Genomic DNA, 22,389 nt, shown 5'->3' with positions numbered 1-22,389 from the left:
GGTTGTGACCACCCCCCGGGATGCGGTGCTGGTCGGGGGGTGGTCCCGGTCATTCGTTGGCGGCGCGCGGCCGGGCCTCGGGGGCGGACGGCTCGGCGTACTGGTCGAAGAGCGGCGTGGTGCGGGCCTCGGTGGGGCGGCCGGCGGTCCACGTGCCGGGGGCCGACAGGTCGAGGCCGCGGGTGACCCGGGGGGCCACCGGGGCGGTGACGTAGGTCGGCAGCGGGACGGGGACGGGCTCCCAGGAGTCCGGGCCGGCCGCACCGCGCTCGCGCATGCCGTCGACCCACTCCTCGTGCTCGGTCGCCTCCGCCACCGCGGAGGCCGAGGCGGCACCGGCCGGGTCGGCCGCCGGGGCCGGGTCGCCGGCGAGCCGCAGGTGCGGCCGGCCGGGCACGGGCTCCTCGGGGGCGTCCGCGGCCGGCTGCCCGGCCGGCCGGGCCTCGGTGCGCTGCTGCTCGCGCCTGCGCAGCCGCTCGGCCGCCTGGGCGGCCCGGGCCCGGTCCAGCTTCACCTCGTACCGCTGGCGCTCCAGCTTGCGCAGGTGACCGATGTAGAGGGTGAGGAGGACCGCCGGCACCGCCGGGACCCAGAGGAAGGCCAGGCCGGCCACCGCCGCGACGACCGCGCCGAGCGCGAACGCCAGGAAGAGGACGCTGACCATCCGGCGCCGCCGGGCCAGCAGCCGCGCCCGGCGCTCGGCCCCGGCCCGGCGCTCGGCGGAGTCGTCCGCCGGGTGCTCGCCCGGACGGTCCGCCCGGTGGCCGGGCTCCCGCTCCCCCGCGGGACCGCCCTCGGCGGCCTCCCCGGAATCCCCGGAGTCCCCGGAGTCCCCGGCACCCCGGGTGTCCCCGGACCCTCCGGGGTCCCCGGCGCCGTCGTCGAGGCGCTCGCCCACGCCGGTCGCGGGGTCGCCGGAGGCGGCCCCGTCCCGTCCGGGAGGGCCGTCGCTGTCCTGCTCGTCGTCACGCGGTTCGTCGCCCAGGGCCCGGGATGCCCGCCGCTCCAGCGCCGAACGCCCGGCCAGCAGGCGGATGGCGGTGCTGAAGCGTTCCGTCGGACGTGCCTCGTTGAGCTCGTCCTGCCTGCGGAGCCACATCGGCACGAGATAGGCGGCCCAGGCCCCTACGATGACGGCGTAGATAAGGCCGCTACTGCTCACGTTTCACACCGTACGGGCGGCGGGGAAGGCCTGGCAGCAATTTGGCACGGCGTGTCGTGTGATCAAGCTGATTCTCCGACTATTTTGCCGGCATTTGTGCCCGTCCGTCGCCGCGCCGATGCCATATCGATATTTCTTTCGAACATGTATTCAATTACCGGGGCCGCGCCCGGAACTGAGCGCCCGCCAGCGCTCCAGCATCCCCTCCGGGACCTCCTCGGCGGTGAGCGCGTACACCAGGTGGTCCCGCCAGTCGCCGTCGATGTGCAGATAGCGCGGCCGCATTCCCTCCGAACGGAACCCGAGCTTTTCCACCACCCGCCGGCTCGGCCCGTTCTCCGGGCGGATGCACACCTCGATCCGGTGCAGCCCGAGCGTGCGGAAACAGTGGTCCACCGAAAGCGCCACCGCGGTCGGCATGATGCCCCGGCCGGCCACCGCCTCGTCGATCCAGTACCCGACGTTCGCCGAGCACATCGACCCCCAGGTGATCCCGCCGACGGTCAGCTGCCCCACCAATTGGCCCTTGTAGAGCACGACGAAGGGCAGCATCCGCCCGGCCGAGGCCTCGCCGCGCAGGAAGCGGACCATCTGCCGGTAGGTCGGGCGCGGGCCCGTGCTCTGGCCCGCCGGACCGGGCGGCACGGTCGCCTCCCAGCGGCGCAGCCAGTCCCGGTTGCGCCGGCTGACCTCCTGCCAGTCGCGCTGGTCACGGCCCCGGATCGGGCGCAGCGTGACGTCCCCCTCATGGAGCTCTACCGGCCAGCCGGCGTTCAGTGCGCTCTCCCGGAGTCAGCCGCGTCGGGCCGGGGGTGGTCCCCGCCGCCGAGCTGGTCGACGGCGTGGGCGAGCAGCGGCTCCAGGACGGCCAGGCCGTCCTTGACGCCGCCGGTCGATCCCGGCAGGTTGACGATCAGGGTACGTCCGGCGAGCCCGGCCAGCCCGCGGGAGAGGGCGGAGGTGGGGACCTTCTCGCGGCCGTACGCCCTGATGGCCTCGGCGATGCCCGGGATCTGCCGGTCGATGACCCGCGCGGTCATCTCGGGGGTGAGGTCCATCGGCGAGATGCCGGTGCCGCCGGTGGTGAGCACCACGTCGTAGCCGGCCGCGACGGCCTCCCGCAGGACCGCCTCCACCGGTTCGCCGTCCGGGACGACCCGGGGGCCGTCGGCGGTGAAGCCCATCGCCCGCAGGCCGGCGACCAGCAGCGGGCCGCCCTTGTCCTCGTAGACGCCCGCCGAGGCGCGGTTGGACACCGTCACGGCAAGCGCCCTCATGCGCCCACCTCGCTGCGCTCGGCAGGCGCTGCGCGCAACCCGCACCTCTCGATGGTGAGCTCGCTCCGCTCGCTCACTCGGAGGCCTCCGGCGCGAACCAGTCACCGCTCTTGCCGCCGGTCTTGCTGAGCACCCGGACGGCCTCGATGGTGGCGCCCTTGTCGACCGCCTTGACCATGTCGATCACGGTGAGCCCGGCCACCGCGACGGCGGTGAGCGCCTCCATCTCGACGCCGGTGCGGTCGGCGGTCTTCACGGTGGCGGTGATCTCGACCGCCTCGTCGGCGACCGCGAGGTCGACCTTGACCCCGGAGACCGCGATCGGGTGGCAGAGCGGGATCAGGTCCGGGGTCTTCTTGGCACCCATGATCCCGGCGATCCGGGCGACGGCGAGCGCGTCGCCCTTGGGCACGCCCTCGCCGCGCAGCAGCTCGACCACGCGCGGCGAGACCCGGACCCGGCCGGTCGCGACGGCGGTGCGCGCGGTGGTGGCCTTCTCGGAGACGTCGACCATCCGGGCCGCGCCCTGGTCGTCGACGTGGGTGAGGCGGTCGCCGGGTGGTGAGGTGGTCACGGGGTGCTCCAGGGGGGCGCGCAGGTCGAATACCGCGCTACCGTACCCCCCGTTCCGGCCGTGGCGTGGGACGGGCCGCGTCCGCGAGACGGCCCGCCGCACCGCCGGGCGCGGCGGCCGTGCCGTCCGGTCAGCCGCCGAGCAGGACGACGTCCACCTCGCTGCCGGCGGGCAGCTCGGTGACGTCCTCGGGGACGGTGATCAGGCAGTCCGCCCGGGCCAGCGCGCCGACCAGGTGGGACCCGGCGCCGCCGACCGGCTCGACCACGCCGGCCGCCGCGTCGTAGCGGCCGCGCAGGAACTGCCGCCGTCCGGCGGGCGAGCGCAGCGCCGCCGGGCAGAGCGCCCGGACCACGGGGCGGTGGACGTCGGCGGCGCCGAGCATGGTGCGGATCACCGGGCGGACGAACAGCTCGAAGGAGATGTAGGCGCTGACCGGGTTGCCGGGCAGGGCCAGCAGCGGCACCCCGGCGCCGCCGGGCCCGGCCGCCCCGGCGCCGATCCGGCCGAAGCCCTGCGGCTTGCCGGGCTGCATCCGCAGCCGGCGGAAGTCGACCCCGCCGTAGGACTCGAAGACCTCCTTGACCACGTCGTACGCGCCGACGCTGACGCCGCCGCTGGTGACGATCAGGTCGGCGCGGCCGAGCTGGTCCTCCAGGACGGCGCGCAGCCGCGCCGCGTCGTCGGGCACGCCGCCGACCCGGTAGGCGATGGCACCGGCGTCCCGGGCGGCGGCGGTGAGGGTGAAGCTGTTGGAGTCGGCGATCTGGCCGGGGCCGACCGGCTCGCCGGGCTGGACCAGCTCGCTGCCGGTGGAGAGGACCACCACCCGCGGGCGCGGGCGGACCTTGACGGTGGCGCGGCCGATCGCGGCGAGCAGGCCGAGCTGAGTGGGGCCGAGCCGGGTGCCGGCCTCCAGGACCCGCGAGCCGGCGGCGACGTCGCTGCCGCGGCGGCGGATGTGGGCGCCCTCGGAGACCGGGCGCAGGACCCGGACCTCCTCGTCCTCGACGGGGGCGGACATCGCGTCGGCGGCCCGTCCGCTGCCGCTGCCGCCGTCGGTCCACTCGACCGGGGCGACGGCCTGGGCGCCGGGCGGGACGGGGGCGCCGGTCATGATCCGGGCGGCCTGGCCGGGGCCGACCTTGGGCAGGTCGCCGGCGCCGGCGGCGATGTCGCCGACCACGGCGAGCACCGACGGGTACTGGGCGGTGGCGCCGACGGTGTCGGCGGTGCGGAGGGCGTAGCCGTCCATCGAGCTGTTGTCGAAGGGCGGCAGGTCGCCGTCGGCGAGCACGTCCTCGTCCAGCCGGCAGTCCTGGGCGTCCAGCAGCCGGAGCTCGATCGCGGGCAGCGGGCCGACGGCGGCCAGGACGTCGGCGAGGTGCTCGTCGACGGTCCAGGAGCGCGGGCCGGCCGGTGCGTCCGTGGCCGAACCGGCCGCCGGGCGAGCGGCCGGTGCCGGGTCCGCGGATCCCCCGCAGCAGGCGGCGGGGGTGGGGTTGCTCTCCGTGGACCCGGTCATCGGCGCTCTCGCTCTCGGTCGGTGTGTCAGTCCTGCAGCTCGGAGGCGACGAACTCACGGAGCCAGGAGCGGAACTCCGGGCCCAGGTCCTCGCGCTCGGAGGCCAGTCGGACGATAGCGCGCAGGTAGTCCGCGCGGTCACCGGTGTCGTACCGGCGGCCCTTGAAGAGGACGCCGTGCACCTGGCCGCCGGACTCGGCGTCGCGGGTGGTCAGCTCGCGCAGGGCGTCGGTGAGCTGGATCTCGCCGCCGCGGCCGGGCGGGGTCTCGCGCAGCACGTCGAAGACCGAGGGGTCGAGGACGTAGCGGCCGATGACGGCGTAGTTCGACGGGGCGTCGCCGGTGTCGGGCTTCTCGACCAGGTCGGTCACCTGGAAGACGTCCTCGCCGAAGCCGTTCGCCTTGACGGCCGCGCAGCCGTACAGGTGGATCTGGGAGGGGTCGACCTCCATCAGCGCGACGACCGAGCCGCCGAGCTCCTGCTGGACCTCGATCATGCGGGCGAGCAGCGGGTCGCGCGGGTCGATCAGGTCGTCACCGAGCAGGACGGCGAAGGGCTGGCCGGCGACGTGCTGCTCGGCGACCGAGACGGCGTGGCCGAGGCCCTTCGGGTCGCCCTGGCGGACGTAGTGCATGTTGGCCAGCTCGACGGACTCGCGGACCCGGCGCAGGCGGTCCTGGTCGCCCTTGCGGGCGAGCAGCTCCTCCAGCTCGTAGGCGCGGTCGAAGTGGTCCTCCAGGGCGCGCTTGTTGCGGCCGGTGACCATCAGTATGTCGGACAGCCCCGCGGACGCCGCCTCCTCGACGACGTACTGGATCGCCGGCTTGTCGACGACGGGCAGCATCTCCTTGGGAGTGGCCTTGGTTGCCGGGAGGAAGCGCGTGCCCAGTCCGGCCGCGGGTACCACGGCCTTGGTTACCGGAATTCGAGAGCTGGTCGTCGTCATGCGTTTTACCTTACTAAGGCATGTTTACGCCTGGCCGAGCGCGGTTGACCGGTTATGACAGCACGTCGCTGGGCCCGGCCACGATGGCAGGCAGAGGTGAAGTGACGGGTGAGGTGAGGGGGGCCTCTCCGGCACAGGCCGACAGACTACCCGCCTTTTCCGAACGGTCACGCTCGGCATTGGGGCCGGTGTCCGGCCCCGGGGAGGCCGTTCCCCGCCAGCAGTCGCCCCCGGCCGCACGGGCCTCGTGGAGGGCCCGGTCGGCGGCCCGCAGCAGCACGGCGGCGTGCGTGCCGTCCTCCGGCAGCACCGCGACGCCGACGGCGGCGGTCAGCCCGTTGCCGTGCGGGCGGCGGCCCTCGCGCGGGCCGGAGGACCAGTCCAGCAGCAGGTGGCGGCGGACCGACCAGACCAGCCGCTCGGCGACCTGCGCGGCGCCCTCGGCCCCGGTGTCCGGCAGCACGGCCATGAACTCCTCGCCGCTGTACCGGCCGAAGGTGTCCGAGCGGCGGATCTCCATCCCGAGCCGCTGGGCGAGGTCGCGCAGCACCGCGCTGGCCCGGGCCCGGCCGTGCTCGGCGACCACCGCCTCGAAGCCGTCGATCTCCAGCAGCAGCACGGCCAGCCGGCGCGGCCCGTCCTGCTGCTCGGCCTGCTCGGCCCGGCGGGCGCGCTCGATCTCCCGGTCCAGGGTGAGCTGCAGGTGACGGTAGTTCCAGACGCCGGTGAGCGGGTCGCAGGAGGCCGTGCGCTCCAGCTCGGCGCAGCGGGCCTCCAGTTCGGCGACCCGTTCGCGCAGCCGGTCCTCGCGGGCGGCCGCCCCCCGCTCGCCGCGGCGCAGCCGCAGCCCCAGCACGGCGGCGCCGGCCAGCGCGGGGACGCTCAACCCGGCCAGGGCCTGGACCACCAGCGGAGTGGACATCGGGCCGCCTTCCGCGTGTCAGGCTCTGAGCGTCACCGGCACAGAGCTGGGGAGGGTCGAGCTGTGGAGGATCGAGCCGTGGAGCATCCCTTGCACAACGAGAAGAGCGCGTTGAGGACACGGCTGTTGTCGCAGCGGCGGGCACTGCCGCCGCGGGCCCGGGAGGAGGCCGCGCTGGCGCTGGCCGGGCACGCCGGGGAGCTGGCCGCGCCGGGGGCCACGGTGGCCGCCTACGTGTCGGTCGGTGCCGAGCCGGGGACCAGGCCGCTGCTGGACGCGCTGCTGGCGCGCGGGGTGCGGGTGCTGCTGCCGGTGCTGCTGCCCGACAACGACCTGGACTGGGCCGCGTACGCGGGCCCGGCGGCGCTGGCCCCGGCCGGGCGCGGGCTGCTGGAGCCGGTCGGCGAGCGGCTCGGACCGGAGGCGGTGACCGGGGCGGAGCTGGTGCTGCTGCCGGGGCTGGCGGTGGACCGGCGGGGGCTGCGGCTGGGCCGCGGGGGCGGCTCGTACGACCGGGTGCTGGCCCGGCTCGGGCGGGCGGGCGCGCGCCCCCTGCTGGCCGTGCTGCTGTACGAGCACGAGCTGCTGGCGAGCGTGCCGGCCGAGCCGCACGACCTGCCGGTGGACGTGGCGCTCACCCCGTCGGGGCTGCACCGGCTCGGCTGACTCCCGCCCCGGGCCGCCCGGGCCCGGGCGGGCGAACGACCGCGACCAGGGAGGGCGCATGAGCACGGCCTGAGCGGGCGAACGGGCACGGCCCGGGCGGGCGAACGGCCACGGCCCGCCTCCGGTCTGACGGGGGCGGGCCGCGGGCCGGTCGGACGGCGGGTCAGCCGGTGGTGAGCACCAGCTTGTGCTTGGCCGACTTCTCGACCGCGTCCGGCGAGTAGGCCCAGCTCAGCAGGTCGCCCTTGAGCCACAGGTCGGTCTGGTCGTTGTAGTTGGGGTGGAAGGCGTGCCCGGAGGCGCCGCCGACGTTGACCCAGCGCGAGGCGTCGAAGTCGCTCAGGTCGACGACCATCCGCATCGACGGGATCCAGTCCACCTCGTAGCCGGCCGCCGCGTTCCAGCCCGCCGCGTCGACCGCCGCCGAGCCGCCGGAGAGGCGGTACGGGCCGCGGTTGAGCAGCCGGTGGACGACGCCGGAGGCGATCGAGGAGTTGTCGGTGCCCATGGTCTGCTCGCGCAGGGTCAGCTTGTGCAGCCGGCCCCAGCTCCAGGTGGAGACGTCCTTGCCGAGCAGCGCGGTGAGGTCCTGGCGGGCGTTCTTCATGGCCTCGGCGAGCAGGTTGTCGAGGCCCTTCTGCTCCTTGTGGTCCGAGTCGATGTACGTCCACCAGCTGCTGTCGGGCTTCTGCAGCTGCTGGCGCACCACCTCGGTCCAGCGGTCGCCACCGTCCGGCTGGGCCTTGCCCGGGTCCCGGGTGCCGCACTCGGTGACGATCTGGGTGCTGCTGTCCGGCTTGGTCGGGTCGGTCTGCCGGCGGACCAGCAGGCAGTTGTCCTTGGCCCGCAGGTCGGCCGGGAACTTCTGGCCGAAGGAGAGGCTGAGCAGCTGGCGCCAGACGCCGTTGTAGTAGGCGGCGGCGGCCGAGTCGGCGTCCTGGTGGTAGTTGTTCCAGTCCTTCAGGAGGTCCTGCGCCTCGCGCACGTAGGGGTCGTCGATCTGGACCTTGAGCAGCAGCGGGACCAGCGTCCTGGCGAGGATGCTGGTGTTGTCGAGCTGCATCTCCTTCATGTCGTCCGGCGAGATCCTGCCGTTGTTCTTGAGCTTGAGCTCGATCTGGTCGGTGATCTCCTTGGCCCGGGTGCCGTACTCCCAGTCCCTGGTCAGCAGGTACTTGTACGACGGGTCGACCACGGCCTGGTTGGCGGTGACGATGTAGCCGTTGGACGGGTTGAGGCTCCACGGCAGGGCGGTGAACGGGACGGCGTCCTTCTTCCACTGGTAGGCGGAGTCCCAGCCGGGGGCCGGGTAGGTGCCGTCGCCCTTGCCGCGCTGCGGGATGACGCCGGGGGCCTGGTAGCCGATGTTCTTCGCGTCGGCGTAGATCAGGTTCTGCGCCGGGACGGCGAAGTCCTTGGCGGCGTTGCGGAACTCCTCCCAGCCCTTCGCCCGGTCCAGCTCGAAGACGGCGTCCATGGTCTTGCCGGGGCTGAGCGCCGTCCACTGCAGGGCGACGCCGTAGCCGCCGGTGCCGCGGTCCGGGGCGGAGGTGCCGTTGGGCGCGTACTTGCCGACGTTCTGCTGCTCGGTGCTCTGGTCGGAGATGAGCGGGGCGCCGGTCTGGGTGGTGCGGACGGTGATGGTGCGGTCCTCGCCGCCGGCCACCTTGATGGTCTCCTTGCGGAGCTCGAACTTCACGTCCTTGCCGTCGACCTGGTAGGTCTCTGGGCCGGTCACCTTCTCCAGGAAGAGGTCGGTGACGTCGGCGCCCAGGTTGGTGAAGCCCCAGGCGATGTCCTTGTTGTGGCCGATCACCACGCCCGGCATGCCGGCGAAGGTGAAGCCCGAGACGTCGAACTGGCAGGCGGCCGAGGCGGTGCGGCAGTGCAGGCCCATCTGGTACCAGACCGAGGGCAGGCCGGGGCCGAGGTGCGGGTCGTTGGCCAGCAGCGGCTTGCCGGTGGTGGTGTGCGAGCCGGCCACCACCCAGGAGTTGGAACCGATGCCCTGGCCCTGACGCCCGAGCAGCTGCGGCATCGCGTCGATCCGGTCGGTGACGTCCTTGAGCATCGCCTTGGTGGCGGCCGCGCCCTGGGCGGTGGCGCCGGGGGCGCCCGCGGCGGGCTGGCCGGTGCCGTCGGCCTGGCGGTAGGTGTCGCCGCTGACGGTGCCGGTCCGCACGATCGTGCCGTTGGTCGCGTACGGGTACTCCGGGTACAGCTCGGCGATCTTCTCCGGGCTGAAGTCCTGGGCGAGCAGCGAGCGGTCGATCTCCTCCTGGAGGTTCCCGGAGAGGTTCCAGGCCATCGCCTTCAGCCAGGCCACCGAGTCGACGGGCGTCCACTGCTCGGGCTTGTAGTCGCCGTTGACGACGCCGAGCAGCGTGTACTCCAGCGAGGCGCTCTCACCGCCGGGGTGTTCGCCGAGCCAGGCGTTGACGCCGTCCGCGTACGCCTGGAGGTACTTCTTGGTCTCGGGCGAGAGCTGGGTGTCGAACTCCTTCTGCGCCACCTGGCGCCAGCCCATGGTGCGGATGAAGGAGTCGGTCTCGACCTGACCGTCGCCGAACATCTCGGAGAGCCGGCCGGCGGTGATGTGCCGACGGACGTCCATCTCCCAGAAGCGGTCCTGGGCCTGGACGTAGCCCTGGGCCCGGAAGAGGTCCTCGGGGGTGTCGGCGTAGAGCTGGGGGATGCCGTTGGCGTCCCGTTTGACGTCGACCGGCGCGCTCAGGCCCGCCACCTTGACGCTGCCGTCGACCTCCGGGAAGGACGCGCGGACCGCGGTGACCCCGCGGTAGCCGCCGTAGCCGACGCCGGCCACCAGCAGCACGACCAGCACGATCACGATCAGACGGGCGCGCCGGAACTTCTTCGAGCGGGGCATCTGGGTCCTTGCGGTCCTCGACTGGGGGGCGGGCGGGCATGTCCAGGGCACTCGGCCGTGACAGGGCACCACATTAGGCCGACTCGGCTCGCGGGCGTGCACGGGGGACGCTCACGGTGGGATCGGAGGAGGTCAGGGAAGGCTTGGAGAAGCAGAGGTGGGGGGCCGTGTGACGGAGGAAACTAAAGATATGGCAAAATGTTAGACTGAGTAACGATCCGCAAGGGGAGCAATCGGCGTTCCGTGCCGCCCAGCCCACCCCTTCCGGTCGACTCCCGGCCTCACCGCCACCAGACACCCCGCCCGCCCCCAGCCTCCGAGGTGCCCCTGCGTGAACGTCGACCACCTGAACCAGCTGCTCCTCGAGTTCTCCGTGATCCTGCTGGTCGCGGTGGTCGCCGTGCGCATCTCGACCCGGTCGGGCCTGCCCAGCCTGCTGATCTACCTCGGCATCGGCGTGGCGCTCGGCCAGAACGGCATCGGCATCACCTTCAACAACGCCGAGCTGACCCAGGTGCTCGGCTACGCCGCGCTGGTGGTCATCCTGGCGGAGGGCGGACTCAAGACCAGCTGGCGCGAGGTCAGACCGGCCATGCCGGCCGCCACCGTGCTCGCCACCCTCGGGGTCGGGATCAGCGTCTTCGTCACCGCCGCCGGCGCGCACTGGCTGGTCGGGCTGGACTGGCGCACCTCGCTCCTGCTCGGCGCGATCGTCTCCTCGACCGACGCCGCGGCCGTCTTCTCCGTCCTGCGGATGGTGCCGCTGCCGCACCGGCTGACCGGCCTGCTGGAGGCCGAGTCCGGCTTCAACGACGCACCCGTGGTCATCCTGGTCGTCGCCTTCGCCACCGCCGGCGAGCTGGACCCCTGGTACGTCCTGGTCGGCACGATCGCCGCCGAGCTGGCGATCGGCGCCGCGGTCGGCCTGGCGGTCGGGAAGCTGGGCGCCTTCGGGATCAAGCACGTCGCCCTGCCGTCCTCCGGCCTCTACCCGATCGCCGTCCTGGCGCTCACCGTGCTCGCCTACGCGGGCGGCGCGCTGCTGCACGGCTCCGGCTTCCTCGCCGTCTACATCAGCGCCCTCGTCCTCGGCAACGCCAAGCTGCCGCACGGCCCCGCCGTCCGCGGCTTCGCCGACGGACTGGCCTGGATCGGGCAGATCGGCATGTTCGTCCTGCTCGGCCTGCTCTGCACCCCCGCGACGATGGGCTCGTCCGTGGTGCCCGCGCTGGTGATCGGCGCCGTCCTGGTGTTCGTGGCCCGGCCGCTCTCGGTGGTGCTGACCCTGACGCCGTTCAGGCTGCCCGGCCGCGAGCAGGCACTGCTGAGCTGGGCCGGACTGCGCGGGGCGGTCCCCATCGTGCTCGCCACCATCCCGATGGTGTCCGGCGCGCCGATGGCCCAGAACGTGTTCAACATCGTCTTCATCCTGGTCGTCGTCTTCACCCTGCTCCAGGGCCCGACCCTGCCCCTGGTCGCCCGCCGGCTGCGGATCGGCGAGGGCTCGATGGGCCAGGACCTCGGCATCGAGTCCGCCCCGCTGGAGAAGCTGCACGGGCACCTGCTGTCGGTGGCCCTGGCGCCCAACTCCAGGATGTCGGGCGTGGAGATCGGCGAGCTGCGACTGCCGGCGGGCGCGGCGGTGACCCTGGTGGTCCGCGAGGGGAGCAGCTTCGTCCCGGACAAGACGACGGTGCTGCGCGGCGGCGACGAGCTGCTGGTGGTCACCACGGACGAGGTCGGCGAGGCCGCGGAACGCCGGCTGCGGGCCGTGGACAAGGGCGGCAAGCTCGCCGACTGGCTGAACGGGCGAGGGGCCTGAGGGCGGTCCGGGCCGCGGTCCGAGGGTGCTCAAAGCCGCGGCCGGCGCCGCCAGGCCTCGACCTGAGGGCTGCGGAACCCGCACCCTGAAGGCTTCACTCGACGTTCACCTTGAATTGACAGGACAACTTTGGACTGGTCCTGTATTGTCGAGGTCAGCGCGACATCTACGCGCGTATACGTATAATGGTTGCTACACCCCCAGCATCTGCCTGACGCAGAGTTGGCGCGACCGCTCGGCGGCCGCGGCCCGGCCTCGGCACCCAAGCCGACCCGGCCCGGTATCACCCCGGTCGACGCGCGAGAGGACGACTCTCGGCGCCGTCGGGGCCACCCCATGCCCCTTCCGCGCTACCAGGCAGCAGGAAGGACCGACCGTGACGGCCCGCCGAACGGTCGAGAACGACGGCGTCCCCGCGGACGCCACCCCGGACACCGCCGCGCCCGCCCGCATCGGGTACGGCGCGCTGCTGCGCACCCCCGGCGCCTGGACGTTCCTGGCGCCCGCGTTCGCCGCGCGACTGCCCTACGCGATGCTCAGCCTGGGCATCGTGCTGCTGGTCCTCGACACCCACGGCTCCTACGGCACGGCCGGCACCGTCGCGGCCGTCTCGGCCGTCGCCCAGGCCCTGGTCGGCCCGCAGACCGGCCGGCTGGCCGACCGGTACGGCCAGGCCGCGGTCCTGGTGCCCAGCGTGGCCGTGCACGCGGTCTCGGTCGGCGCGCTGATCGCGCTGGCCCTGGGGCACGCCCCGGTCTGGGCCCTGCTGCTGGCCGCCGCGCCGGCCGGCGCCAGCGTGCCGCAGATCGGCGCGATGGTGCGCGCCCGCTGGGTCGCCAAGCTCTCCGCCGAGGGCGCGCCGGCCGCCAAGCTGAACACCGCGTTCGCCTTCGAATCGGTCACCGACGAGTTCACCTTCGTGATCGGTCCGGTGCTGGCCGGCGCCATCGCCACCTCGGTCAACCCCGCCACCGGGCTGATCGCCGAGGCCGCGCTGACCGTCGTCGGCGGCCTGGCCTTCGCCACCCAGCGCCGCACCGCCCCGGCCCGCCACCCGCGGCAGCCGGGCGCCACCCGGGTCTCCGCGCTCTCCTCGCCCGGCGTCCGGCTGCTGGCCGGCGCGTTCCTCGGCGTCGGCAGCGTCTTCGGCGCGATGCAGGTCTCGGTGACCGCCTTCACCGAGTCGGTCGGCCAGCCGGGCGCCAACGGCACGGTGTACGGGATCTTCGCCGGCGGCTCGATGCTGGCCGGCGTGCTGTACGGCATGATCGCCTGGCGCCGCGCCGCCCGGCAGCGGATGCTGGCCAGCTACGCGCTGCTGGTGCTGGGCTGCTCGACGCTCTGGGCGATGCCGAACCTGGTCGCGCTCTCCGTCGCCGGCCTGGTCTGCGGCCTGGCCATCGCGCCGACGCTGATCACCGGGTACACCCTGGTCGAGACGCTGGTCGCGGACGGGGCCAAGACCGAGGCCTTCACCTGGCTGACCGGCGCCATCGGCCTCGGCCTGGCGACCGGGTCCACGGTGGCCGGACGGCTGATCGACGGCCACGGGCCGTCGGCCGGGTTCCTGGTGCCGGTGGCCGGGGCCGGGCTCGGCCTGATCGCGCTGGTCACGCTGCGGCACCTGCTGGTCGCGCCGGGCGCGGCGAGCACGGTGGTCGCGGGCGGCGGCGAGCGGGCCGTGGCGCGGCAGCTGGTGGGTGCGGCGAAGGGCTGAGGACGGGTCGCGGGGGTCGCCGCGGGGCGGTTGCCGGGCCGTTGCCCGGCGGTCGGCGGGCGGCGGTGGGGCGGTTGCCAGGCGGGCGGCGGGCGGCGGTGGGGCGGTCGGCGGGCGGAAGCAGGGCGGTCGGCGGGGGGCCGCGCCCGGCTCATCTCACATTCGAGTCGCTGGACTGATCCAGCGGAATGCCGCATCATTGACCATCGTTAGCACTCATCAGGCGAGAGTGCCAGGAGGAAGACAAGTGCCCACGTACCAGTACCAGTGCACCGAGTGCGGCAACGGCCTGGAGGCGGTGCAGAAGTTCACCGACGAGGCGCTGACCACGTGCCCCGACTGCCAGGGACGGCTCCGCAAGGTCTTCTCGGCCGTGGGTGTGGTCTTCAAGGGTTCCGGCTTCTACCGGACCGACAGCCGCTCGTCCTCCAGCAGCTCGGTGGGCGCGGGTTCGTCCTCGTCGTCCTCGACCTCGTCGGCCTCCTCGTCCTCGTCCTCGGGCGGCTCCGCTCCGGCGGCGAGCCCCGCTCCGGCGGCCGCGGCGAAGCCGGCCGGCTGATCCCAGGCTTCCGAAAGGCCCGTTGGCCCCGCTCCAGGCGGCCGGCGGGCCTTTCGCCGTTCCCGGAGAGGCCTGATCACGCCCCGGTTCCCCCCTGCGGGTGACGGAGGTTTTCCACAAGGCCGGGTTTTCCACAGGCTGGGGGAAAGGGATTCCCCCGCGCTCGCCGACCGCCCAGAGTGTGCGTCACGAGAAGCCGACCCGCCCCGGGCCGGCACCCTGCGACCACCGGTGGTGCCCATGACGAGGACCGCGAGCCCGCCCCGCCCGTTCCCCCTGCCGCTGCCCGCCCCGGCCGTCCCGCCCCGGCGGGAGGTGCCGCCGTTCCCGCCGATCCGGCGCGGGGGCGGGCGCGGTCACCGGCTTCGCCAGGCCCTCCGGCACCGGCCCGGCGTGCCGGCCGCGCTGCTGCTCGCGGTGGCCGCCGCGCTGGCCTTCGGGCCCGCGCGGGCGGGGCTGCCGCCCCCCGGAGCGGCGCCGGTCCACCAAACGGGTTGTCAATCGGAGTCCGCCGAAGATCACCCGTGACCGTTCGACGGCTTCGTCGTTCACGCGGCATGAAAGGCTTCAAGGAATTCCTGCTGCGTGGAAACGTCGTCGATCTCGCCGTCGCCGTGGTCATCGGTGCGGCTTTCACCAACATCGTCAACGCCTTCGTGAAGGGCGTGATCAATCCGCTCGTCGGCGCGTTCGGGCCCAAGGACCTCGACTCCTACACGTCCTGCCTCAAGGGCCCGTGCGAAGTGAGCGCGACCGGGGAGGTCACGTCCGGGATCATGATCCTCTGGGGCTCGGTGCTGAGTGCGATGCTGCAGTTCCTGATCACCGCGGCCGTCGTCTACTTCTGCCTGATCCTGCCGATGACCAGGTTCACCGCCAAGCGGAAGACCCTTGCCGAGGAGCAGGCGGAGGCCGAGGCCAAGGAGGTCGTCCTGCTCACCGAGATCCGCGACGCGCTGGTCACGCGGCAGCGCTGAGCACCCGGGCGGCGGGGCCGAGCGCCCGCCGGGGTCGAGCGCGCGTTCGGGGCCGAGCGCCCGCTGCGTTCAGTCGCCGTGGTGCGGCGGGCGCTGGCTCAGGTACCAGTCCAGCCCCCGTCCGCCACTGCCGCCGCCCGGGCGCTCGCCCCAGCCGGCGTCCGTGTCGTCCCGGGACTGCTGGTCCAGCGGGTCGCGGAAGACCAGGCGGGCCGGAGTCTTAGCGGCCGTGGGTGTATCGGGCCTGCCCGCGGCCGCGGTGCCGGCCCCGGGCGCGGCGGCGGCCCGCCGGGCGGCCCCGGCATCGGGCCCGGCGGCCTGGGCGGCGTTGGCCTGGGCGGCGGGGCCGGCCGTCTCGTCCCGTTCGGGCCCGCGCCCGGTCACCGTGCGGGGTTCGTCTCGTGCATCGTCCACTCCTCAAGCCTATGGCGAGCCGGCGGCCCGGGGCGGCGGACCATCGGGGTGAGTGGATCAGAGTGGAGCGCAGTGGAGTCGAGCAGCGGGGAAGGGCGGAGGGCGGAGGAGGAGGGTGGGGGAGGGGGCGGGGGGAGGGCCCCCGAAGGAGCTTCCGAGCGAACGAACGGAACACACGAGGGCCCCGGGTGCGGAATGGTCCGCACCCGGGGCCCCGGGGCAATGATCGGCGGGCCGGCCGGGGCGTCAGGCCGCCTCGAAGCCCGCGTGGTCGGCGATCTTCTTCAGCTCGGCCAGCGCGTGCTTCTCGATCTGGCGGATCCGCTCACGGGTGAGCCCGTGCTGCTTGCCGACCTCGGTGAGGGTCCGCTCGCGGCCGTCCTCCATCCCGTACCGCGACCGGATGATCGACGCCGTGCGGTCGTCCAGCCGCCCGATCAGGTCGTCCAGCTCCTCGCGGCGGAGCATGACCATCACGGCGTCCTCGGGGGACGTCGCCCCGGTGTCCTCGACGAGGTCCCCGAACTGGGTCTCACCCTCGTCGTCGACGGACATGTTGAGACTGACCGGGTCACGCGCCCAGTCGAGCACGTCCTTGATCCGGGCCTCGGTGGTGTCCAGCTCTGCCGCGATCTCGGCCGGCTCGGCCTCGCGGCCCAGCTCCTTGGACTTCTCGCGCTGCACCCGCCGGATCCGGCCGAGCTCCTCGACCAGGTGGACGGGCAGCCGGATGGTCCGCGACTGGTCGGCGATCGACCGGGTGATCGCCTGCCGGATCCACCACGTCGCGTACGTGGAGAACTTGAAGCCCTTCGCGTAGTCGAACTTCTCGACCGCGCGGACCAGGCCGGCGTTGCCCTCCTGGATCAGGTCGAGCAGCGGCAGGCCGCTGCGCGGGTAGCGCCGGGCGACCGCGACCACGAGACGGAGGTTGGACCGGATGAAGACGTCCTTGGCGCGTTCCGCGTCATCGGCTATCGCCTCGAGCTCCTCGCGCTTGACGCCTTCGGGCAGCTCTCCTTCGTCCAGCAGGTGCTGGGCGTACACGCCGGCCTCGATCCGCAGCGAGAGCTCGACCTCCTCGGCGGCATCGAGCAGGGGCGTCCTGGCGATCTCGTCGAGGTACATACCGACCAGGTCGCGGTCGGCCTCAAGGTTGGTCGGGCGGGCCGCGCGAGTCCGGTCGGCCCTGTCGCGAACGACGGCACGGGTGGCCATGCTTGCTCCCTTTGCTGGTGTTGCCGAGGTCTGCCTGCCTGCCCTGAGAGGGCAAGAAGTGCGGGCCCCGCCGGGGCTCACACGTAACGATCCAACGAACAGATTCCGGACAACATTCCCAAGTCGCTCAGATTCTTCCAGCGATGCAGTATCCTGCCGGTTTTCACCCCGGTCATGGACGGAGGGTGACCACCCCGGTGCACCGCGTGTCAGGTGGGCGACCGGTTCGGACCGGTGCGCCGCCTCCTCGCGGACCCCGCATTCCGTGAACCCCGGAATCGCCACCGGCGTTCCCGCCGCGCGCCCGCGCCCACACCCGGCGCACGCAGGTCCTCCCCACAAAAGATGCCAAATCGCTATCACTCCAGTGCCCGATCGGCACGCCACACTGGGAAGGTGTCAGCCATGCACCTGACCAACAGCACGGCGCGCATCACTCCGCGTAATCGCCATTTGCTCCGGCACTCGGCGCTCGCGATCGTCTGCGCCGCGCTGTTCGCCGTCCTGGCGGCCCTGGTGCAGACCGGCTGGCACCCGCTCCACCGGCTCGACCACGCCTGGACCGACGGCATGCACCGCTACGCCCGGGACCACACCGCGTGGACCGCCGCGATGCAGACGCTCTCCGACATCGGCGGCACGATCACCATGCGGACGCTGCTCGGCATCGCCGCGGTGTGGCTCTGGCTGATCGGGGCACGGATCCTGGCCGGCTGGGTGGTGGCGCAGGCGCTGGTCGGCTGGGGTGCGCAGTGGGCGTTCAAGCTCGCGTTCGACCGCGAGCGGCCGTCCTTCCCCGACCCGGTCTCGCACGCCGGCGGCCCGGCCTTCCCCTCCGGGCACGCGATGGCCTCCGCCATCACCTGCGCCGTGCTGGTCGGGCTGTTCTGGTCGCAGACCCGGCGCGGCGGGCGGATCGCCGCCTGCTCCGTCGCCGCGCTGGCCGCGCTGGCCGTCGGCTGGACCAGGATCGCCCTCGGGGTGCACTGGCCGAGCGACGTGCTGGGCGGATGGCTGGCCGCCGGGATCGTGCTGGGCACGGTCACCGTCGCCGTCGAGCTCTGGCGCCCCGGCGCCCTCGCCCGGGACGTCCGGCGGGTCAACTGGCGGACCAGACCCAGGGTCCAACGCGTGCTGGTCTCCCCCACCGGGGTCACCCCGAGCGGGGTCACCTCGACCGGGGTGACTCCGACCGGGACCGACCGCCGCAACCCGGACCCGGCCTTCGAGGACGCCACCGACCGGCCCGACGGCATGGTCCGCTAACGCCGCCGCCCGCCATCCACCATCCGCCGCCCGCCCCCGCCGCTAGCGCCTCCACCGCCTGACCCCGACCACCGCCACCACCCCGCCCGGCCGATCCGCCGTGACGCACCGTCAGGATGAGCGTCGGCCCGCGCCCGCCCCGCGCCCGGAAACGGCGGAAGCCCCGGACCACTCGTGGTCCGGGGCTTCCCCTCGGGTCGTTCCCGCTGTGCCCCAGGCAGGATTCGAACCTGCGACACCGGCTTTAGGAGAGCCGTGCTCTATCCCCTGAGCTACTGAGGCGCACTCGGTGGACAGCGTACCGGATCGGGGGTCGGGTGGGCGCTGAGGTTCGCGGGGTGCGGGGGGCGGCTGCGGAGCGCGGGGTGTCGGCGGGCGAGACGAGCCGTTTCGCGGGTGCGGCTTGCCAGAATGCGTGGGGTCGGGCCCGGCCGGGCCGGCGGTGGGTGCGATCCGGAGGGCGGTCGGCATGGAGGAACGGACGGCGGGCAGGCTCGGGCGCAGCCTGTCGGTGATCGGGCTCGGGACGTGGCAGCTCGGGGCGGACTGGGGGCAGGTGGCCGAGGAGGACGCCCTGGCCGTGCTGGCCGCCGCGGTGGACTCCGGGGTGACCTTCCTGGACACCGCCGACGTCTACGGCGACGGGCGCAGCGAGCGGCTGATCGGGGCGTTCCTGCGGGGTCTGGGGTCGGCCCGGGCGGGCGGGATCGTCGTCGCGACGAAGATGGGCCGCCGCGGGCCGCAGGACCCGGCGGAGTTCACGTTGGACAACTTCCGTCGTTGGAACGACCGTTCGCGGGAGTTCCTGGGTGTCGAGACGCTCGATCTGGTCCAGTTGCACTGTCCGCCCGGCGCGGTGTTCAGCTCCGCGGCCGTCTACGAGGCGCTCGACGCCCTGGTGGCCGAGAAGCGGACCGCCGCGTACGGCGTGAGCGTGGAGACGTGTGCGGAGGCGCTGGAGGCGATCGCGCGGCCGCACGTGGCCAGTGTGCAGATCATCATCAACCCGTTCCGGCAGAAGCCGCTCACCGAGGTGTTGGGTGCCGCCCGGGAGGCGGGGGTCGCCGTCATCGCGCGGGTTCCGCTCGCCTCCGGCCTGCTGTCCGGGAGGTACCGGCACGACACGGTGTTCGCGCCGGAGGACCACCGCGCTTACAACCGCGACGGCTCGTCCTTCGACGTCGGTGAGACGTTCTCCGGTGTCGACTACGACACGGGTGTGGAGGCGGCGGCCGAGTTCGCCGCGCTGGCTCCGGAGGGTGCCACGCCGGCGCAGACGGCGCTGCGCTGGGTCATCCAGCAGCCGGGGGTGACCACCGTGATCCCCGGGGCCCGCAATGCCGGGCAGGCTCGCGCCAACTCCGCCGCCGCCGCGTTGCCCGCGTTGCCGGAGGCGACCCTGGAGGCCGTCCGCGAGCTGTACGACCGGCGGATCCGGCCCCTGGTCCACCACCGCTGGTGACGGCCCGCCAGACGCGGCCGGCACCGGAGCGCTTCAGGGGGCGACTGCCGACAAGGCGTCAGGCGCCGTCCAGTAGCCTGCCAGGGACCGACCGCTCCCGAACGACCGTGAAGGCCCGCCCGATGAGACCAGTTGCCATCCCGCACCCGGCTCTGCGCCTGCTCGGGCAGGTCTGGTTGTGGCCGGCGCTGGTCATGCTCGCGGTCGGCGGGTACCGGCTGGGTACGCCGGAGCTCTGGCGTGACGAGGTGGCGACCTGGACGGTGTCGACCCGGTCGCTCGGGGATCTGGTGCGGTTGCTCCAGCACGTGGACGCCAGCAACGGCGCGTACTACTTGCTGATGCACGGCTGGACGGCGGTGTGCGGTGACTCCACCGTCGCGCTGCGTCTCCCCTCGGTGCTGGCCATGGCGGGTGCGGCGGCGTTCGTGGCGCTCACCGCGGAGCGGTTGTTCGGCGGGCGGGTGGCGGCGATCGGCGGCGGACTGTTGTTCACCGTGGTGCCGCTGATCTCCCGTTACGCCCAGGAGGCCCGCTCGTACGCCTTGGTGACCTGTGCGGTCGCCGCGGCGACCTGGTTCCTGTTGCGCGCCCTCGAACGGCCGGGGCTGCGGCGTTGGGCGCCGTACTGTGCGGCGATGGCGGTGGCGGGCGCGGGCCATCTGATCTCGTTCAGCACCCTCGCGGGGCAGGCCGGTCTGGTGTTGCTGCACTTCTGGCAGGTCAGGGGTGCGGGTGACGTGCGGCGGCGGCTGCTCTGGCAGTACCCGCTGGCGGTGGTGGTGGCGGCCCTGCCGGTGGTGCCGGTGCTGGTGCTGGGCAGCCGGCAGTCCGGGCGTCAGCTGGGTTGGATCGGCAAGCCGACGTTCTTCCAGTTGCGGCACTTCGGTGAGCCGCTGTTCGGCTCGGCGGGGGTGTTCCACGTCTTCGTCCTGCTGGCGCTGTTGGTGCTGGTGCTGCCCGGGCGGCGGCTGCCGGCGTGCCGGCTGCTGGTGCTCGCGGTGGCTCCGGTGGTGGCGGTCTGGCTGGTGTCGCGGGGCAGCACCTCGTACTTCGTCGACCGGTACCTGCTGTTCACCGTTCCGGCCTGGGCGGCGTTGGCGGGCGGCGGGGTGCGCGCGGTGTACACGACGATCGCGGCGGCGGCGCGGCGCAGCCGGACTCCGCGGCAGGTCCGGACGGCGGGGGTGTTGCTGGCGGCGGGGCTGCTGGCGGTGCCGGCGCTGGTGGCGTTGCCCCATCAGTCGTCGGTGCGCTATCCGGGCTCGCACTCCTATTCCCGTGAGCCGTACCGGGCGGCCGCGGAGCTGATCGCGGCCGGTTACCGGCCCGGGGACGGCATCGCGACTCCGCTGGGCAACCAGAGCTGGGCGATGATCGGGTCCGGTGTCTCCTACTACCTGCCGCCGGAGGTGCGGCCGTACCCGGTGTTCGTCGAGCACAGCGCGGTTCAGGCGGAGGACCTCTTCCCGGCGGCTTGTCCGCGGCCGGAGGAGTGTGTGGGGCAGGGGCAGCGGATATGGCTCCTGGTGCTCGGGGACACCGCGGAGCCGTTCAGCGCCATGCCCGGTGATCAGGCTCAGGCGCTGCGTTCGCGGTACGGCGCCCCGGACCGTGTCACGCCCCTCGGCGGTGTGACCCTCGCCCTCTTGGACCGCGCCACCCGCTGACCGCGCTAGCGCTGTGCCTGCCGGTTCGGCCGCTGGTTCGGCCTGGCCGCGGTTCGGCCCGCCGCCGTTCCCCGGATGCGGGGGCGCGGAGGGCGGGTGACCATGGAGCACGGCGGTCAGGGCGCCTCCGGCCGCCCGTACGTCTGTGCCTCGCCGGCGGGCCCGCCGTCGACGGCCCCGTGCCCCCGGGCGGGCGTGGTGTCGGGAGGGCGGTGCGAGGCGGAGGAGGGAGTGCGGTGCGGAGCATCGGCGGGCGGCGGCGACCGGCGCGGCGGCGACGCGGCGGGCCGCGGGCCCCGGCACTCCGGCCGGGCGGGCCAGGCGTCGGCGGCCGTCCCGGGTGGAGGAGGCCGTGAGCGGGCGGCCGGAGGGTCGGGTGGCGCGGTGGAGGGGGCGGTCGGCGCGGCTGGCCGCGTCGGCGCGCGGGCTGCCCGAGCGGGTGCCCCTGATCGGGCGGGCGCTCGGTCATGTCCTGCGGGTGAACCTGCTGGACTGTGCGACCCGCTTGGCCGCCCAGGCGTTCTTGAGCGCGCTGCCGGCGCTGTTCGCGCTGGCGGTGTTCGCTCCGGCCGCGATCCGGGACGGTGTGGTGCGCACGCTCCGCAAGGAGTTGGGCATCGAGGGCGCGGCCGAGCAGTCGCTGCAGCAGGTGCTGGCGACCGGCCATGCCCAGGAGAGCAGCATCGGGGCGATCGGGGTGCTGGTGACGCTGTTGTCGGCGACGGCGCTGAGCCGGGCGGTGCAGCGGGTTTGCGAGCGTTGCTGGGAGTTGCCCAAGTCGGGGACCAGGCTGGCGGCCTGGCGTTGGCTGGTCTGGTTGCTGGTGTGGCTGGTCTGTCTGGTGTTCGAGAGTTCGGTGCGGGACGGTTTCGGTGCGGGCGCCTGGCTGGGTGTTCCGCTGACCGCCGTGCTCGCGACGGTCATGTGGTGGTGGACGCAGCACCTGTTGCTGGCCGGCCGGGTGCGCTGGCTGCCGTTGTTGCCGGGTTCGGTGCTCTGCGGGGTGGTGGTGATCGGCCTGGGGGTCGCGGCGCGGGTGTACCTGCCGCGGGCGATGGCGCACAGCGTGGGCCAGTTCGGGCCGTACGGGGTGATCTTCACCGCTCTCTCCTGGCTGATCGTGACGTTCGCCGGGTTGACGTTGGCGATCGCGGTGGGCCGGGTGGTGGCGGAGGAGGAGCCGGTGGCCGAGTGGCTGGGGACGCGTGGCGAGCCCGGGCGCTGGGGTGGTCGCCGGTTCTGATCCGGTCCCCGGTTCCGACCGGGCGGTCGTGCCCGCGCGGCCCGGAAACGCGGACGGAGTGGGAGGACCGGCCGGTCCTCC

Annotated in this window: 19 protein-coding genes and 1 tRNA gene; 9 read left to right on the top strand and 11 right to left on the bottom strand. The window is 73.6% G+C overall.

Going from position 1 to position 22,389, the window contains the following annotated elements:
• Positions 1-49: 49 nt before the first annotated feature.
• The 7 genes from glpR to ACFVHB_RS03075 all read right to left on the bottom strand — a co-directional run bounded on the left by glpR (position 50) and on the right by ACFVHB_RS03075 (position 6,407).
• Positions 50-1,162 carry a gephyrin-like molybdotransferase receptor GlpR gene (gene glpR, locus ACFVHB_RS03105; RefSeq protein WP_380314496.1) on the bottom strand — a complete coding sequence of 371 codons (1,113 nt, stop codon included), beginning with the start codon at positions 1,160-1,162 and terminating at the stop codon, positions 50-52.
• 150 nt (positions 1,163-1,312) lie between these two features.
• Complete coding sequence (locus ACFVHB_RS03100) at positions 1,313-1,939, bottom strand: GNAT family N-acetyltransferase (RefSeq protein ID WP_380314515.1); 627 nt, start codon at positions 1,937-1,939, stop codon at positions 1,313-1,315.
• Positions 1,936-2,439 (bottom strand): molybdenum cofactor biosynthesis protein B, encoded by a 504-nt coding sequence (locus tag ACFVHB_RS03095; protein WP_380314495.1) that lies wholly within the window; start codon positions 2,437-2,439, stop codon positions 1,936-1,938. Before ACFVHB_RS03095 ends, ACFVHB_RS03100 begins: the two co-directional genes overlap by 4 nt.
• A 73-nt stretch (positions 2,440-2,512) precedes the next feature.
• Complete coding sequence (gene moaC, locus ACFVHB_RS03090; RefSeq protein WP_380314514.1) at positions 2,513-2,953, bottom strand: cyclic pyranopterin monophosphate synthase MoaC; 441 nt, start codon at positions 2,951-2,953, stop codon at positions 2,513-2,515.
• 190 nt (positions 2,954-3,143) lie between these two features.
• Positions 3,144-4,538: a gephyrin-like molybdotransferase Glp gene (glp, locus tag ACFVHB_RS03085; RefSeq protein WP_380314494.1), complete on the bottom strand. Its 1,395-nt coding sequence runs from the start codon at positions 4,536-4,538 to the stop codon at positions 3,144-3,146.
• A gap of 26 nt (positions 4,539-4,564) precedes the next feature.
• Positions 4,565-5,485, bottom strand: a complete 921-nt coding sequence (galU, locus tag ACFVHB_RS03080) for a UTP--glucose-1-phosphate uridylyltransferase GalU (RefSeq protein ID WP_380314493.1) — start codon at positions 5,483-5,485, stop codon at positions 4,565-4,567.
• Positions 5,486-5,537: 52 nt separating this feature from the next.
• Positions 5,538-6,407 carry a GGDEF domain-containing protein gene (locus tag ACFVHB_RS03075; RefSeq protein WP_380314492.1) on the bottom strand — a complete coding sequence of 290 codons (870 nt, stop codon included), beginning with the start codon at positions 6,405-6,407 and terminating at the stop codon, positions 5,538-5,540.
• A gap of 78 nt (positions 6,408-6,485) precedes the next feature.
• On the opposite strand from ACFVHB_RS03075, the gene ACFVHB_RS03070 reads away from it, so the two are divergent.
• Positions 6,486-7,073 (top strand): 5-formyltetrahydrofolate cyclo-ligase, encoded by a 588-nt coding sequence (locus ACFVHB_RS03070; protein WP_380314491.1) that lies wholly within the window; start codon positions 6,486-6,488, stop codon positions 7,071-7,073.
• Positions 7,074-7,236: 163 nt separating this feature from the next.
• Here ACFVHB_RS03070 and ACFVHB_RS03065 read toward each other — a convergent pair whose 3' ends face one another.
• Positions 7,237-9,960: a penicillin acylase family protein gene (locus ACFVHB_RS03065; RefSeq protein WP_380314490.1), complete on the bottom strand. Its 2,724-nt coding sequence runs from the start codon at positions 9,958-9,960 to the stop codon at positions 7,237-7,239.
• Positions 9,961-10,291: 331 nt separating this feature from the next.
• Between ACFVHB_RS03065 and ACFVHB_RS03060 the strand changes: the two genes are divergently transcribed.
• The 4 genes from ACFVHB_RS03060 (at position 10,292) to mscL (ending at position 15,035) form a co-directional block, all read left to right on the top strand.
• Positions 10,292-11,782 (top strand): potassium/proton antiporter, encoded by a 1,491-nt coding sequence (locus ACFVHB_RS03060; protein ID WP_380314489.1) that lies wholly within the window; start codon positions 10,292-10,294, stop codon positions 11,780-11,782.
• Positions 11,783-12,158: 376 nt separating this feature from the next.
• On the top strand, positions 12,159-13,499 hold the full coding sequence (locus tag ACFVHB_RS03055; RefSeq protein WP_380314488.1) for an MFS transporter: 1,341 nt from the start codon (positions 12,159-12,161) through the stop codon (positions 13,497-13,499).
• A gap of 247 nt (positions 13,500-13,746) precedes the next feature.
• The gene (locus ACFVHB_RS03050; RefSeq protein WP_380314487.1) at positions 13,747-14,058 is read left to right on the top strand and encodes an FmdB family zinc ribbon protein; all 312 of its coding nucleotides are present in this window, start codon (positions 13,747-13,749) and stop codon (positions 14,056-14,058) included.
• A 557-nt stretch (positions 14,059-14,615) separates the two neighbouring features.
• Positions 14,616-15,035 (top strand): large conductance mechanosensitive channel protein MscL, encoded by a 420-nt coding sequence (mscL, locus tag ACFVHB_RS03045; protein ID WP_380314486.1) that lies wholly within the window; start codon positions 14,616-14,618, stop codon positions 15,033-15,035.
• A gap of 69 nt (positions 15,036-15,104) precedes the next feature.
• Here the strand turns inward: mscL and ACFVHB_RS03040 are convergent, their stop codons facing one another.
• Together ACFVHB_RS03040 and ACFVHB_RS03035 are read right to left on the bottom strand one after the other, a co-directional pair.
• Positions 15,105-15,449, bottom strand: a complete 345-nt coding sequence (locus tag ACFVHB_RS03040; RefSeq protein WP_380314485.1) for a hypothetical protein — start codon at positions 15,447-15,449, stop codon at positions 15,105-15,107.
• Positions 15,450-15,695: 246 nt separating this feature from the next.
• A complete protein-coding gene (locus ACFVHB_RS03035) occupies positions 15,696-16,667 on the bottom strand; it encodes a sigma-70 family RNA polymerase sigma factor (RefSeq protein ID WP_380314484.1) in 972 nt (323 codons plus the stop codon).
• Between the two features lie 405 nt (positions 16,668-17,072).
• Between ACFVHB_RS03035 and ACFVHB_RS03030 the strand changes: the two genes are divergently transcribed.
• Positions 17,073-17,933 (top strand): phosphatase PAP2 family protein, encoded by an 861-nt coding sequence (locus ACFVHB_RS03030; RefSeq protein ID WP_380314483.1) that lies wholly within the window; start codon positions 17,073-17,075, stop codon positions 17,931-17,933.
• Positions 17,934-18,142: 209 nt separating this feature from the next.
• On the opposite strand, the gene ACFVHB_RS03025 is transcribed toward ACFVHB_RS03030, so the two are convergent.
• Positions 18,143-18,215: transfer RNA gene (locus tag ACFVHB_RS03025), tRNA-Arg, on the bottom strand.
• Positions 18,216-18,402: 187 nt separating this feature from the next.
• Between ACFVHB_RS03025 and ACFVHB_RS03020 the strand changes: the two genes are divergently transcribed.
• The 3 genes from ACFVHB_RS03020 (at position 18,403) to ACFVHB_RS03010 (ending at position 22,308) form a co-directional block, all read left to right on the top strand.
• Complete coding sequence (locus ACFVHB_RS03020) at positions 18,403-19,395, top strand: aldo/keto reductase (protein WP_380314482.1); 993 nt, start codon at positions 18,403-18,405, stop codon at positions 19,393-19,395.
• A 122-nt stretch (positions 19,396-19,517) separates the two neighbouring features.
• The gene (locus ACFVHB_RS03015; protein ID WP_380314481.1) at positions 19,518-21,065 is read left to right on the top strand and encodes a glycosyltransferase family 39 protein; all 1,548 of its coding nucleotides are present in this window, start codon (positions 19,518-19,520) and stop codon (positions 21,063-21,065) included.
• A gap of 478 nt (positions 21,066-21,543) precedes the next feature.
• On the top strand, positions 21,544-22,308 hold the full coding sequence (locus ACFVHB_RS03010; RefSeq protein WP_380314480.1) for a YhjD/YihY/BrkB family envelope integrity protein: 765 nt from the start codon (positions 21,544-21,546) through the stop codon (positions 22,306-22,308).
• The last annotated feature ends 81 nt before the right edge of the window (positions 22,309-22,389 follow it).

It is taken from the genome of Kitasatospora sp. NPDC127111 (assembly GCF_042677465.1).
Taxonomy (GTDB): Bacteria; Actinomycetota; Actinomycetes; order Streptomycetales; family Streptomycetaceae; genus Kitasatospora.
The sequence above is the reverse complement of the archived record's forward strand: the minus strand, read 5'-3'. Positions and strand labels throughout refer to the sequence as shown.